Origin of the sequence: Serratia sp. T13T92, from assembly GCF_047530105.1 — a bacterium.
Taxonomy (GTDB): domain Bacteria; phylum Pseudomonadota; class Gammaproteobacteria; order Enterobacterales; family Enterobacteriaceae; genus Chania; species Chania fonticola.
The window spans coordinates 1-14,366 of the sequence record NZ_JBLJAK010000002.1 but is presented as its reverse complement, the minus strand read 5'-3'; the positions used below and the strand labels follow the sequence as shown (position 1 = coordinate 14,366).

Sequence of the window (14,366 nt, the reverse complement as noted above, 5' to 3'; positions counted from 1 at the left end):
ACTGATGAAATTAACGACCACACATTTATTAACCGCTGGCGCATTACTGCTGGCCATCTTTACCTCACAGGCTAATGCGGCGATTGCCCTGGATCGTACCCGGGTGATTTATAACGCTTCCAACAAGTCTGTCAGCATGAACGTCAGCAATGAAAACAAACACCTGCCTTATCTGGCCCAAGGGTGGATTGAGGATGAGCAGGGCAATAAGATCACCAGCCCGCTGATCGTTCTGCCTCCGGTGCAGCGTATTGAGTCTGGTGCTAAAAGCCAGGTGAAAGTGCAGGGGCTGCCTGCTTTGCAGCAATTACCACAGGATCGTGAATCGCTGTTTTATTTCAACCTGCGCGAAATCCCGCCACGCAGCGACAAGCCGAACACGCTGCAAATTGCGTTGCAGACACGCATCAAACTGTTCTACCGCCCACAGGCGATTGAACCGACCAAGGAACAGATGAGTACGCCGTGGCAGGAGAAAATGACGCTGACGCGCCAAGGCGATCGCTATGTGATCAACAATCCAACGCCGTATTACATCACCATCGTTGAGGCTAGCACCACTAAAGGTGGCCAGAGCGCCAAAGGGTTTGTTCCGTTGATGGTGCCGCCTAAATCTACCGCACCGCTAAGCGCCAGCGTCAGTGCTTTAGGTAGTGCGCCGGTGCTGACCTACGTGAATGACTTCGGTGGCCGCCCAGAACTTATTTTCCGCTGTGCGGGTGATACCTGTCAGGCAGAACCTGGCAAACGTAACTCATAGCCTACGCGCAACAGAGGTGAACTATGCCGTGGATAACGTCGACGGGACTTGCAGGTTTGATACTGGTTTTGGGCATGTCATCAGCCGTTGCTGCGACGTCCAACCTGACTATCTCGGGCAACATTTTACTGCCGCCACCCTGCGTGATTAACGGGGATCAAACCATCATGGTGGATTTCACCAACGAGGTGTTGACGACCCGGGTTGACGGTATCAACTACCGCCAGCCGGTGCCATACACGTTGGAATGCTCGGCAGGTAATACCAACGCGTTAAAAATGCAGATCCTGGGCATAGACGCCGGTTTTGCCGGTGCTCTGCAAACCTCGAAAGGCGATCTGGGGATCGCCTTGTCGAATGACGGCCAGGCAATGCCAGTGAATAGCTGGCTGAATTTCACGCTGCCAAATCAGCCTGCATTGTTTGCCACCTTAGTGAAGCGTCCAGGGGGCACTCTCACCGCTGGCTACTTTACGTCGGTAGCCACGATGGTGGTCGACTACCAGTGAAACGGGAGAAAGGAATGAGATCGGTTGCAGGGATGTCACTATTGCTATCGTTTGCTCTGCTGGCCATAAGCCCGTTGCAAGCGGCAGAAAATATGGGCTTTAGCGGTACGTTGATTGAGCCACCCCCGTGCCAGGTGAACAACGGCAAAGACCTCGACGTGCCTTTTGACCGGATCGGCGTCAATAGCGTGGATGGGGTGAAGCACCGCAGGCAGGTTGATTACATATTGGACTGTTCGGCGGGATCCGCCTGGAGCATGGTGCTGACGCTGATCGGCCCCGGTGCCACCTTTGAGCCGGCAACGCTACAGACCAACATTGCCAATCTGGGCATCAAAATTTACCAGAACGGCGAGCCGTTTGAGCTCGGTACGCCTATCTCTATTGACCCACAAAATCCACCGATGTTGGAAGCCGTGCCGGTTAAAAAACCGGGCACCGAGCTGACTGAAGGGGTATTTGAAGTCACGGCGACGCTGCTTGCGGATTACCAATAAGGAGCTGATATGCGGCAAATACTGAGATCTCTCTGTGCCACCGTCGCTCTGCTAGCGCTGAGCCAGGGCGTTCAGGCGGCAAAGATGCGCTTACACGGCACGCTGGTGGCGGAACCTTGCATCATCCCACCGGGTGAAGAAACCATCCAACTGGATTTTGGCACGGTGATTGACAAACACTTGTATCACAATCAAAAAACCAGCAGTAGGGAGTTCAAACTGCACTTGAGCAACTGCGATCAGACGTTGGGCAAATCGGTGCAGGTCACGTTCACCGGAGTGGAAAATCCCGCATTGCCTGGATTACTGGCGCTGGATGCCTCCAGCCAGGCATCGGGCATTGGTATTGGTGTTGAGACAGAAAATGGCAATCCAGTGTCATTGAACCAGTTAGGCACTCATCGCTACCCGTTAGCAACAGGGGACAACTATCTGCGCATGATGGCCTATGTGCAAGGCGAGCCAGACGCGATTACCAACCGAACCATTAACCGCGGCCCTTTCAGTGCCAGCATGACCTTTGCATTGACCTATGACTAAGGGCTGATGCCGCTTGGCCCCTGTGAAGGGGCTAATGAGCAGCAGCGCAGAGCAATAAGGAACAAATAATGACGTTAATAGGAACAGCACTACTCAAAAAAACCGTGCTGATTGCTGGTCTGCTGATGCCTCTATATGGTTACACCGCCGGAATCGATGTGAGCTGGACGGGGCCAAAGCAACAGACCATTAGTGCCCAGCCTGATGGTATCGGTGGCTACACCACGTTGTGTAAAACCGGCAAGACAGTTTACTTTTACGCGATATTGAGTACCACCACGGGGATGTACCAACGAATGATTGCCTCCGCGCCGGGGGTGGCAAGCGGAAACTGTAGTGAAGTTTTGGCAAAAGTCCTCCCTATCACGTTTACATTGCAAGCCAATGAATTAAATTTCTTCGGGCTGGGTCAAGAAATTGGCAGACGCCCTGCGGATGGTCCGACTATGAACGTTTCTCTTGAACATAACAGCGGAACCGGTGATGGCTGGAAACCTCAGCCACCGCCAGGCCCCGCTTGTTCACTGGTTGGTACTTCGGTAGATATCAGCTATGGGGATATTCAGGCCGATAGTGTGCCAGGATTGAAAAAAAGCTCGGACTTGTACGTTAAATGCACGGCCAGCGCCACGGTTAAAGTCACGCTGGTCGGCTACACTTCTAGTGGTATCAAACTGCGTACGGATGGTTCACTGACGGCGGATGTGCTTGTGCGTGACCAGCCAGCCAATGTTGGCACCCTGGAAAAGATCGCGGCCAACCAAACGATGGCCGTACCCATCTCTTCGGTATTGAAGGTTAACGGTAATCTGGCGGGGGGCGCTTTCCGCGGTTCGGCAGTGATTAATGTGGATATTCTTTAACGTTCTCTCCTGAAGACGTCAGCCTGCGTTTTGTAGGCTGATATCCCCAGCCGTTACCGACCTGTTTCACGATCGACTGGCGGGTGGTTTTTATTACCGCTTGTCTGCCTTTCCTTTATCTGAACTTCCCAATCAATAAACCGGATGCACGTCATTAGCGAATGTATTACCGCTAAGGCTATGTGACATTCTGGCTGGTTAAAAATAATAGGTTCAACAATTGATTAGCAAAATTGCGTGACGGAATTTTCATCTCATTACAAAATTTAAAATTCTATTTAGCTAATTACTGTCTAGCAGTGGTGGGTAAGATAAATCCTTACTTTGGCGGTAGGTAGCAGGTCTGCTCTGGCTTTGCTTACAAAACGCACTTTTGGTGAGATAAATCTTATGTTTATAGGGTGTGGAAAATAAACCTTTAAGTTTTTAGGGGCTTGTTGTTTTTTTAGTTTTAGCCAGTGGGTGAGTAAATCTATTTTTATTTGGTAATCCTTCATCACAATAGGCTATGCTTTAAACAATCTGTCAGCGACAGATTTTATTAATTCTTGAGCGAGTAATATCCAGCATAATTGCAATAGGAGTTTTTTGTGGCACAACGTAAATTTCTCACTCTCACTGAAGTTAACAATCTGATGAGTGCTGCCCGGAATAAACAGACCGGGGTACGGGACAGTTGCCTGATCCTGCTTGCCTTCCGCCACGGGTTTCGTATCAGCGAGTTGTTGAACTTGCGTTATCATGACCTGGAAATGATTGAAGGACGGATAAATATACGCCGGCTTAAGAATGGATTCTCTACCGTTCATCCTCTGATGAGTGATGAATGCAAGGCGATTATGGAGTGGAACCAGGTCAGGGCGCAGTGGAAGCCTGCCGTGGATCCAGAGATTGTTTTTATCTCCCAGCGTGGCACCCAGCTATCGCGCGGTCAGGCTTGGCGCATTATCCGTCAGGCTGGGGAACTGGCGGGCACCGCTACCCAAACGCATCCCCATATGCTGCGCCATGCCTGCGGCTATGAATTGGCGGAAAGGGGCACCGATACCCGCTTGATTCAGGATTATCTGGGGCATCGTAACATCAGGCATACCGTCCGCTATACCGCCAGCAACGCGGCGCGCTTTGTCGGGATGTGGGATCGTAAAGGATTGGTTATAAAGGATTTATTGGTAAATGATCAGGCGAAAGATGGAACAATTGGGGCTAAACTGTTCCTAATTCTTAAACGAAAGATAAGAATTTGCAATGCCCTGTATTAGAATATTCCTTGATCGAGATCTATCTAACTGAAAAATAAAGTTATATTTTTACCTCCGCAAATCGCTCTCTCCTCCCCCTAAATTTTGGCCATTGCGCCAGCCCGCTGTTGCAAAAATCAAAAACACCTAAAAACACATCTCCCTAGTAATGGCAAAGCATTTAATTTCTTATTTTAAAGTTTAAATAATAAAAAATAGTCAATTAATTCGATATTGATGTATTTACCGTTTTTTTATAGGGTGCAACAAAATAGCCCCAAATGTCTCATGTTGCTGGCGAAAACTGAACGGAATAGGGAGGTCCGGCCGTGAGTAGAAATGAAGTCTGTGCGGTTGCCCGCCAGGGGAATCGACCTCCACACTTTTTCATGGTTATGAAACATTATGTGTTCAAAGGAAAATAGTATGAAAATCAAATCACTGGTTGCTGGTATTGCCGCAGTTCTTTCTCTGGCTGGCGTCGCTAATGCGGCAACGGTTACTACCGTCAACGGTGGCCCTATCCATTTTAAAGGGGAAGTTGTTAATGCGGCTTGTGCCGTGGATGCCGGTTCTATTGGCCAGACAGTGCAATTGGGGCAGGTTAAAACGACTTCACTGGCTACCGCTGGTGATGTTAGCTCCGCTACCGGGTTCAACATCCAACTGAATGATTGTGATTCTACCGTTGCTACCCAGGCAGCTGTCGCTTTCAGCGGCACAGCGGTTAACGCCACTTATCCTACCGCGCTGGCCCTGCAAGGCTCTGCGGCAGGTAACGCAACCAACGTCGGCGTTCAGATCCTTGATCGCACCGGTACTGCGTTAGCGGTTGATGGCGCTACCTTCAGTGCGGCTACTACGCTCTCTGATGGCACCGTTATTGTTCCATTCCAGGCTCGTTATATCGCGACCGGCGTAGCCACTGCCGGTATTGCCAACGCTGATGCGACCTTCAAGGTGCAGTATCAGTAAGCTGAATTAGCTTATCAAGGATGATGATTACAGGCCAGGGAGGCCTGATTTTCAGCTACCGGAGGCAAGGAGTGTGCGATGTGGAGAATGGGAGCGGGGCTCCTGCTAACCCTGCTGTTAGCGGGGAAGGCCGTTGCTGACGATCGTTGGGAGGAACAACCTCTCGGTGGCCTGATGCGCTTTCAGGGTGAAGTGATCGCTGAAACCTGTTCGGTGGAAGCCGGAGATCGCAACTTGACGGTATCGATGGGGAATATCACCACTGACCGGTTTCGTATGCCTGGCGATGAGGCCGATCCAGTCCCCTTTGATTTACATCTGCAGAACTGCACTACCACGGTCAGTCGTAACGTGGGCGTGATGTTCCATGGCATGGCAGACAGCAATAATCCGCAGGTGCTTTCTGTTGGTGACGGGCCAGGTGTCGCCTCTGGCGTAGCCGTGGCGCTGTTTGACGACAGAGGCCGATTTATTCCACTCAATACTGCGCCGCGGTACTGGGTACCGTTGCAAGAGGGGCCGGTGATCCTGCATTTCGTAGCGAAATACCGCGCCACCGGACAGCCGGTGAACAATGGTTTGGCTAATGCTCAGGCCTGGTTCGCACTGACTTATCAGTAGGCCTTGGCCGCAAGATGAATAGTAATAGCGCTGTGAATGCTTGGCCCTTGGCCACGCAGTGTTATGGAAGTCAGATCCTGATGGACGAGGTAAATGTGAGAACAATTTCTATGGTTGGAAAGGTGATGTCCGCGCTGCTGCTGTTGGCGGCGGGGCATGTGGGTATGGCAAACGCCGGAGTCGGCCTGGGCGCGACCCGGGTGATCTATCCTGCCGATCAGAAGCAGGTGACTCTGGGAGTCAGCAATAACGATGAGAAAAGCACCTATCTGATCCAATCTTGGGTAGAAAACGCCGATGGCCAAAAAGATGGCCGGTTGATTATTACGCCACCGTTATATTTGATGCAGGGAAAAAAAGAGAACACGCTGCGCATTATTGATGCGACGAATCAAAGCTTGCCGAAGGATCGGGAGAGCCTGTTCTGGGTTAACGTCAAAGCGATCCCCTCACTGGACAAATCACGCCAGGATGAGAACACCCTGCAATTGGCTATTACCAGCCGTATCAAACTGTTTTATCGCCCCAATGGGCTGAGTATTGCGCCAGACAAGGCTCCGGAGCAACTGCGCTTTAAACGTAGCGGCAAAGAGTTGACGATCGTCAATCCCACCCCCTATTTCATCACGCTGAGCGAGTTGAACGCCGGCACGCGGCAGTTGGCAAACACTATGGTGTCGCCTATGGGGTCGACCAATGTGGCGCTCCCCGCCGATGCAGGCAGCACGATTTCCTATCGGACGATCAACGATTACGGTGCCCAAACGCCAGCATTCAAGGGTGTGATGCAGTAAGGCCTGGAGCCGCCATCCACTTCATCAAGCTATAACCAGATAAATCAGGCAGCCGGGCGACCTGTATCGAACCGGAGGGATCATGCTATACCTGAAAAACGGCACGGAAAGTCGCAGAGTGACAAACGATAACCACCAGGGTGCCCCCATCTTAAAGCTGACTTTAACGCCTTTGGCCTTGATGCTGTGGGCGCTATGTGGCGATGCATCGGCTCGAGCGGAAAATTACTTCAACCCTCGTTTTCTGGCTGACGATCCGGCGAAGGTGGCCGATCTGTCTGGGTTCGAAAAGGGACTTGAGGCGCCTCCGGGTATTTACCGTGTCGACATTTATATGAATGACGGGTTTATGTCGACCCGGGATGTCTCTTTCCGGCCCGATGCCGACAACAAGGCCTTGGTGCCTTGCCTGACCCGCAGCCAATTGGCCACCATGGGTGTCAATACCCGGGCGGTCCCGGGAATGGCCATCTTGGCATCGGAAGCCTGCGTACCATTAACCTCACTGATCAAGGAAGCCTCCACTGATTTTGACGTCGGGCGGCAGCGCCTGTCTATCAGTGTTCCGCAGGCTTACATGGGCAACTCTGCCCGTGGTTATATCCCGCCTGACCAGTGGCAAAACGGCATCACTGCCGGGCTGCTCAATTACAGCTTCACCGGCAGTAATGTCCGTAACAGCCAGTCGAGCAACAGCAATTACGCCTTTCTTAACTTACAAAGCGGCGTGAATCTGGGAGCCTGGCGGCTGCGGGATAATACGACCTGGAGCTACACCAGCGGCGGCGGATCGAGCTCTAATCAAAACCGCTGGCAGCACGTCAATACCTACTTGCAGCGGGACATTGCGCTACTGCGCAGTCGCCTGACGTTGGGTGACGGCTATACCTCAGGGGACGTCTTCGACGGCGCGAACTTCCGCGGCGTACAGGTGGCGACGGATGACAATATGTTGCCAGATAGCCAGCGAGGGTATGCTCCCGTGATCCGTGGAATTGCCCGCGGCACCGCCAGGGTCACGGTCAAGCAGAATGGGTTCGAGGTGTACCAAACCACGGTGCCGCCTGGCCCATTTACCATCGACGATCTGTCTGGATCTGGCAGTGGCGGTGATTTGCAGGTCAGCATTCAGGAAGCCGACGGCACGGCTCAGGTCTTTACCGTGCCCTATACGTCGGTTCCTGGGCTGCTGCGCCAAGGGCAGGTGAGATATACGGTGATGGTGGGGCAGTATCGCAGCGGTAACGATCAGCAAGAAAAACCTACCTTCGGCCAAGGCACCCTGATGTGGGGGCTGGCCGACGGCTGGACGCTGTCTGGCGGGACTCAGCTTGCCGATCGCTATCGTGCGTTCAACCTTGGAGTGGCTAAAAACCTGGGCATTTTCGGCGCTGTGTCGCTTGACATCACCCAGGCTAGCGCGACTTTGCCGGATGACAGCACCCATCAGGGGCAGTCGCTGCGCTTCCTTTATAACAAGGCATTAAACGAGTGGGGCACCAACCTGCAACTGCTCGGTTACCGCTATTCCACCAGCGGCTATTACGCGCTGGGTGACACGACCTGGCGCCAGATGAGCGGCTACAAGGCGTCAACCGATGAAGGTATCGTCGAGCTCATTCCGAAACTCACTGATTACTACAATCTGGCCTACAACAAGCGTGGGCGGTTGCAGATGACGGTGACTCAGCAGGTTGGGGAAAATGGCACCTTTTATCTGACCGGTAGCCACCAGACTTATTGGGGGGTCGGTAAGGCGGATGAACAACTGCAGGCCGGTTTCAGCGGTACGTTGGAGGATATCACTTATACCCTCAGCTACAGCCTGACCAAAAATGCCTGGCAGGACGGACGCGACAATATGCTGGCCTTCAACATCAGCATCCCGTTCAGCCATTGGCTGCGTTCCGACAGCCAGTCCGCTTTCAACCGCTCCAGCGTCAGCTACAGCATGTCTGACGATCTGAGCGGCAGGATGACCAATCAGGCTGGGGTGTATGGCACGTTACTGGAGGATAACAACCTGAGTTACAACGTGCAGGCCGGTTACGCCGGAGGCGGAACGGGCACTTCAGGCGGGACGGGTAACACATCGCTGAACTATCGCGGGGCTTCTGGCAACGCCAACGTGGGTTACAGCCGCAGCAGTGGTACCAGCCAACTGTATTACGGGCTGAGCGGCGGTGTGCTGGCGCATGAGAATGGCATCACCTTAAGTCAACCGCTGAACGACACCCTGATCCTGGTCAAAGCGCCGGGGGCGGGGAACGTGTCGGTGGAAAACCAGAGCGGGATACGTACCGACTGGCGGGGATATGCCGTACTGCCGTTTGCCATGGATTATCGGGAAAACCGCGTGGCGCTGAACCCCAATACGCTGGCAAACAACGTCGAGCTGGATGACGCGGTGGTCAGCGTGGTGCCGAATCATGGCGCGGTTGTGCTGGCTGATTTTAAAACCCATATCGGGCTTAAGGTACTGATGACGCTGACCTATAACGGACAACCGTTGCCATTCGGGTCGGTGGTGTCCTTCGATAATGGCCGCTCTGGCAGCATTGTTGCCGACGGTGGGCAGGTCTATCTGACCGGGCTGCCGCCAAGTGGCGAGGTTAAAGCCAAATGGGGCGAGGGTGCGGGCGGGCAGTGCGTAGCGAGTTACCAACTGCCACCGGAAAGTCAGCAGCGTGCACTTAGCTATCTAACGGCAGTATGCCGATGACGCCGGGCGGGAGAGGCGAGCAATGAGAATACAACTTTATAGCCTGTGTCTGCTGGCGTTGTTTAGCGCCAGGGTAGCGCAGGCTGCGGACAGCACTATCGCCATTAACGGTTACGTTAAGGACAATGCCTGCTCTATAGCGCCGGGGTCGCAAAGTTTTGTGGTGGATCTGATGAGTAATGCGGCCAAGCAGCTGCATCGGGTAGGGGCGACGACGCCGATGGTGCCGTTCAGCATCGTGCTCGATAAATGCGGCGGTTCAGCCATCGCGGTGAAAACGGGTTTCACCGGCGTGGCAGACAGCGACAATCTGACTTTGCTGAAAATCGACGGTGGGGCCGGTGCGGCAGCCGGCACGGGCATACAGATCCTCGATAACAACGGCAATGCCATTGCTCTCAATGAGCTCTCGAGCGGGTTGAACTGGTCAAATATCACTGCCGGGCAATCCAATACGCTGTATTTCTATGCGCGTCTGATGGCGACCCGTGCCCCGGTGACTGCCGGGCAGGTTAGAGCGACGGCAAACTTCACCCTGGAATTTCAGTAACCGGAGAAAAGGGCTATGAACATGAGCAAGCTGGTTCCGATCGCGGGGTGGTTACTGATGATGGTACTCCCCCTGGCGCATGCGGCAGATGTCAACATCACCATCAATGGCAAGGTGGTGGCAAAACCCTGCACGGTATCCACCGTGTCCACCACGGTAGAGCTGGGTGATTTGTATACCTTCAACCTGCTGGCGGCAGGTGCGACTTCGCCATGGCATTCGGTGACATTGAACCTCACCAACTGCCCGGTGGGGACCTCAAAGGTAACCGCGACCTTTTCCGGCACGGCGGATAGCACCCGGAACTATTACGCCAATCAGGGCGCGGCCCGCAATATTGCGTTGCAACTGGCTGATAGCAACGGGGGGAATCTGCCCAACGGCAGTACCAAAGTCGTGGCGGTGAATGACGCATCGCTGGCGGCCAGCCTGGTTTTGCAGGTGAGGGCCATCACGCCCAGCGGCAATGTGACGCAGGGTTCGATTCAATCCCTGATCAACGTGACTTACACCTATTCCTGATGATGAAGAACATATGAAAGACTTAATCCGCGTATTTCTGAAATATCTGGGTGCAGCTGCGCTCTTGATTGGCTATTCATCCAGTGCCCATGCATTTGCTTGCCGAACGGCGGCAGGTGTGACCATCCCTATCGGCGGCGGCAGCGCCAACGTGTTTGTTGATTTGACTCCGCAGATCGGGGTGGGCCAAAACCTGATCGTTGATTTGTCACGTCAGATCTCCTGCCGTAATGACTTTCCAGAGAACAGAATAGACTACGTTTCTCTGCAGAGTGGCTCGGCCTATGGTGGCGTATTGGCAAGTTTCACCGGTAGCTTTGTGTATGACGGTACTTCTTACCCATTCCCGACAACCTCTGAAACCAAGTCCGTTGTCTATAGAACCACCACTATGACGCCATGGCCCGCCGTGCTTTATCTCACGCCTATCAGCACTGCAGGTGGCGTGGCGATAACCAGTGGTTCTTTGATTGCGGTGTTAAATATGCACCAAACCAATAACGTAGGGGAATCGCATTCTTATATTTGGAATATCTATGCCAGCAATAGCGTGGTGATCCCTACCGGTGGCTGTGATGTCTCTTCCCGCGACGTTACCGTGAATCTGCCAGAATATCCGGGAACGGTGTCGATACCGTTGACGGTGCGTTGCGCCAAGAATCAAAACCTGGCCTATTACCTGACCGGGCCAACCACGGATGCCGCATCCACGATTTTTGCCAACACCGCCTCTTCGCCGGTGGCTCAGGGGATTGGTATTCAGGTTGCCAACCGCAATGGCGCTATTGCCACCAACAGGAACGTCGCGCTAGGGACCGTCGGTAGTTCTGCAGTCAGTTTAGGTTTGACCGCCAACTATGCGCGCACTACCGGTCAGGTAGTGGCGGGTAATGTTAAGGCCGTGGTAGGTGTGACCTTTTTGTATCCTTGAATGTGCCTTTGAACGAGGCCTCAAGCCTGGGGGAACGGCACTAAACACGGTTATTTAGGAGGAAAAATGCAGCAGGCAAATCATCAGCTAGCCGAGCATGCGACAGCGGAAAGCCGCAAACGAATTTTGGTTGTCGAGCCATCCAGGATCAATTGGATCGGGCTGCAACGGTTACTGGGGGACGCGGGCAGCACGGAGTTAAGTTTTTGCCGGGTCAGTAAATTGACCGATGCCAAAAAGAAAGTTTATGAATTTAAACCTGATGTGATCTTGTTTAGCTCATTATCTCGTGGCACTGACTATCTGTCGTTATTATCCTTTTTGTCAGATATTGCCAGTTATCATCATAAAACCAACTCGGTGATCTGGTTGCAGCATGATATGGCCTGGATGGTGCAACTTCTCCACGCTTTCGGCGTAGATACGGTATTGATCGATCCGGTTAACCTTTATCAAATCACCCAATGTTTAGGCAGCAATCAGACTGACAAAGCGCCCAAAAATGCGGCTTTATTAGGTAAGCAGGAAAGATTAATTGCGCTGGCCTTACTGCGCGGGCGTAGTGCCACGGCTATCGCCAATGTGACCGGCAAAGATGTACGAACCATCAGCACGCAGAAGAAATCGATCATTAGAAAGTTACAGATGACAACCAATGAGGAGCTCTACCTGCTGGCGGGTAAGCTGGTTTATTTAACCAAGATAAACGGACTGAGTGGTGAGACTCGATGAAAAAAATAATGATTATGCATCCCTGCATTGTTACCTGGCATGGTTTGCATCAGTTATTCAGGCGCAAACTGCCCGACGCTGAGATCGTACCGGCGCACTCCATCTATGATTTGGTATTTGATGATGATTTATCTGATGCCGATCTGATCGTCAGTGAGCTCTATGGCCTGAATGAAAATATCACTATGGGGGCGAAGCTGCTGTCATTTGTTCAATCGGTCAGGCAGGACAAGCCGCTACTGATTATGACCGATGTGCCAGGAAAACAGGTGTTGGGTTGCCCGGGTTACCTGCCTGGGGCATCCTATATTGCTTTATCAGAAGATATTCGTCAGCTAGTTAATCAGGTTGATCAGGTTCTGGCTGGCAAGATTGTTATCAGTCCGTCTCTGCGTAGTGAACAAGGGGCTAGTCTGTCTAACGCCGATGCCAGACCTTTTTCCCGCTCGGAAATAAAGGTTTATAGCTTATTGCAGGAGGGCTTCAGTATTTCGCAGATAGCGAAGAAGATTTCCCGCAGCGTCAAGACCGTGAGTGCACATAAACGCAACATGATGGGCAAGCTTGGTATTGAGAGTGAAGTCGAGCTCTATGCCTGTTTTAATCAATAGTCCTATATCGGCTACTACCACCGCCGGAGTTCGCTGATGACAGCGATCTTCGGCGGTGGTAAAGCCGGGCTTGCTGAATAATGCACTAATAGTAAGGTTATTTCGGCGGGTTCAGCCGTTTTTTCGTTTACCCGCTTCCCATATCCCCGCGAATCGAGCCGCATTACTGGCGGTATAGCGGACGGTATGGCGGATATTTCGGTGCCCCAGATAATCCTGGATCAAGCGGGTATCGGCGCCCCTTTCCGCCAGTTCATAGCCGCAGGCGTGGCGTAGCATATGGGGATGTGTGTTGATGACCGTGCCTGCCAGTTCGCCAGCCTGGCGGATAATGCGCCAGGCCTGACCCCGTGATAGCTGGGTTCCTCGCTGAGAAATAAAGATAATGTCCGGGTCTGCACCGGGTTTCCATTGGGCCCTGAGCTGCTTCCATTCCATAATTGCCTCGCATTCGTCATTCATCAGAGGATGAACGGTAGAGAATCCATTTTTAAGCCGGCGTATATTTATCCGTCCTTCAGCCATTTCAAGATCGCGAAAGCGCAGGCGCAGCAGTTCGCTGATACGTAATCCATGGCGGAAAGCCAGTAAGATCAGGCAGCTATCTCGTACTCCAGTCTGTGTATTTCTGGCAGCACTCATCAGGTTGCGGACTTCTGTTAGAGTGAGAAATTTACGCTGTACCAAAGAAAACTCCTATTTTTTCGCTTAAAAAACGCCAGAATTAGAATAAAATTTTTACCTACCGTTTTTAAATCTAAAGAGTGCAATAAAAGTTTGCTAAAAATTCAGCTAAAGGTAATTTCATAGGATAATTCCTATTTGATGTTTATTGTGATGTTACAGGTGACTACTGACAATATCCAGCATTTACGGGGGAGGGGAACGGCACTGTTTAAATAGCATTGATAATACAGTCTATAATTTGACTGTTTCCCTCGAATATAATGAATATTAGGTTTCTTAATAGAGTAAAGTGCAATAAATTTCACATTTGTCAGAATAAAAAGTTGATGTATAGCGTAGTGAACCGGTACTAGCCAAAAATTGTACATTGAGCCTATCATGATAAGGATTAACCCCAAGCCCATTGCTAGAGACTGCCAAATGAATATTCAAATAAAAGTTGATAACAATCTGTTCGACAACCTGTCTGAGAAAGCCCGTGAGGCGTTGCTGGACGAACTGCAAACTCGCGTCCATGAGGTCTACCCGGCTAGTCACCTCACGGTGATTGCTGGGCTGAATGATAAGACTGAGATCGCGACCAGTGATTTTTTTAACGACGTTGAGGCAAAATTGACCGTGCAGGAAATTGTCGACGATGTCATCCTGCATGGCCATTGGCGTAACGCATAACCCTCACCCCAACCCTCTCCCACAGGGCTGAGGAATCCCCAGAAAAAAATGAAAGGCACGATGAAGTGTGATCTACTGGTTGCGCTAACAAAACAGAAGAGACCTCATCGTGCCTTTACAAACAGTTTGCCAGAAATTT

Annotated in this window: 17 protein-coding genes; 16 read left to right on the top strand and 1 reads right to left on the bottom strand. The window is 51.9% G+C overall.

Annotation, left to right across the window (positions count from 1 at the left end; translation table 11 throughout):
- Positions 1-4 precede the first annotated feature (4 nt).
- The 15 genes from ACMV5I_RS03765 (at position 5) to ACMV5I_RS03695 (ending at position 12,868) form a co-directional block, all read left to right on the top strand.
- Complete coding sequence (locus ACMV5I_RS03765; RefSeq protein WP_121608775.1) at positions 5-760, top strand: fimbria/pilus periplasmic chaperone; 756 nt, start codon at positions 5-7, stop codon at positions 758-760.
- Between the two features lie 74 nt (positions 761-834).
- Entirely contained in the window at positions 835-1,269 is a 435-nt protein-coding gene (locus tag ACMV5I_RS03760; RefSeq protein WP_024530424.1) for a fimbrial protein, read from the top strand.
- Between the two features lie 14 nt (positions 1,270-1,283).
- A complete protein-coding gene (locus ACMV5I_RS03755; protein WP_024484128.1) occupies positions 1,284-1,766 on the top strand; it encodes a fimbrial protein in 483 nt (160 codons plus the stop codon).
- Between the two features lie 9 nt (positions 1,767-1,775).
- Positions 1,776-2,306 (top strand): fimbrial protein, encoded by a 531-nt coding sequence (locus ACMV5I_RS03750; RefSeq protein ID WP_121608776.1) that lies wholly within the window; start codon positions 1,776-1,778, stop codon positions 2,304-2,306.
- Between the two features lie 68 nt (positions 2,307-2,374).
- The gene (locus ACMV5I_RS03745) at positions 2,375-3,169 is read left to right on the top strand and encodes a hypothetical protein (protein ID WP_024530426.1); all 795 of its coding nucleotides are present in this window, start codon (positions 2,375-2,377) and stop codon (positions 3,167-3,169) included.
- A 590-nt stretch (positions 3,170-3,759) separates the two neighbouring features.
- A complete protein-coding gene (locus ACMV5I_RS03740; RefSeq protein WP_024530427.1) occupies positions 3,760-4,431 on the top strand; it encodes a tyrosine-type DNA invertase in 672 nt (223 codons plus the stop codon).
- 405 nt (positions 4,432-4,836) lie between these two features.
- Entirely contained in the window at positions 4,837-5,385 is a 549-nt protein-coding gene (gene fimA / locus ACMV5I_RS03735; protein WP_024530428.1) for a type 1 fimbrial major subunit FimA, read from the top strand.
- Positions 5,386-5,463: 78 nt separating this feature from the next.
- The gene (locus tag ACMV5I_RS03730; protein ID WP_024530429.1) at positions 5,464-6,006 is read left to right on the top strand and encodes a fimbrial protein; all 543 of its coding nucleotides are present in this window, start codon (positions 5,464-5,466) and stop codon (positions 6,004-6,006) included.
- A gap of 125 nt (positions 6,007-6,131) precedes the next feature.
- Positions 6,132-6,800 (top strand): fimbria/pilus periplasmic chaperone, encoded by a 669-nt coding sequence (locus tag ACMV5I_RS03725; RefSeq protein WP_273543345.1) that lies wholly within the window; start codon positions 6,132-6,134, stop codon positions 6,798-6,800.
- 82 nt (positions 6,801-6,882) lie between these two features.
- A complete protein-coding gene (locus ACMV5I_RS03720; RefSeq protein WP_121608778.1) occupies positions 6,883-9,522 on the top strand; it encodes a fimbrial biogenesis usher protein in 2,640 nt (879 codons plus the stop codon).
- A 22-nt stretch (positions 9,523-9,544) separates the two neighbouring features.
- Positions 9,545-10,072: a fimbrial protein gene (locus ACMV5I_RS03715; RefSeq protein WP_202671567.1), complete on the top strand. Its 528-nt coding sequence runs from the start codon at positions 9,545-9,547 to the stop codon at positions 10,070-10,072.
- Positions 10,073-10,093: 21 nt separating this feature from the next.
- Positions 10,094-10,594 (top strand): fimbrial protein, encoded by a 501-nt coding sequence (locus tag ACMV5I_RS03710; protein ID WP_202810447.1) that lies wholly within the window; start codon positions 10,094-10,096, stop codon positions 10,592-10,594.
- A 13-nt stretch (positions 10,595-10,607) separates the two neighbouring features.
- The gene (locus ACMV5I_RS03705; RefSeq protein WP_414823716.1) at positions 10,608-11,525 is read left to right on the top strand and encodes a fimbrial protein; all 918 of its coding nucleotides are present in this window, start codon (positions 10,608-10,610) and stop codon (positions 11,523-11,525) included.
- A gap of 66 nt (positions 11,526-11,591) precedes the next feature.
- A complete protein-coding gene (locus ACMV5I_RS03700; RefSeq protein WP_202671568.1) occupies positions 11,592-12,257 on the top strand; it encodes a response regulator transcription factor in 666 nt (221 codons plus the stop codon).
- Positions 12,254-12,868 carry a helix-turn-helix domain-containing protein gene (locus ACMV5I_RS03695; protein WP_202671569.1) on the top strand — a complete coding sequence of 205 codons (615 nt, stop codon included), beginning with the start codon at positions 12,254-12,256 and terminating at the stop codon, positions 12,866-12,868. The genes ACMV5I_RS03700 and ACMV5I_RS03695 overlap by 4 nt, the downstream gene beginning before the upstream one ends.
- Before the next feature lie 111 nt (positions 12,869-12,979).
- Here ACMV5I_RS03695 and ACMV5I_RS03690 read toward each other — a convergent pair whose 3' ends face one another.
- Positions 12,980-13,555, bottom strand: coding sequence for a tyrosine-type DNA invertase (locus ACMV5I_RS03690; RefSeq protein ID WP_046808073.1), 576 nt, complete (start codon positions 13,553-13,555; stop codon positions 12,980-12,982).
- 420 nt (positions 13,556-13,975) lie between these two features.
- On the opposite strand from ACMV5I_RS03690, the gene ACMV5I_RS03685 reads away from it, so the two are divergent.
- The gene (locus ACMV5I_RS03685) at positions 13,976-14,227 is read left to right on the top strand and encodes a DinI-like family protein (protein WP_024484142.1); all 252 of its coding nucleotides are present in this window, start codon (positions 13,976-13,978) and stop codon (positions 14,225-14,227) included.
- Positions 14,228-14,366 lie beyond the last annotated feature (139 nt).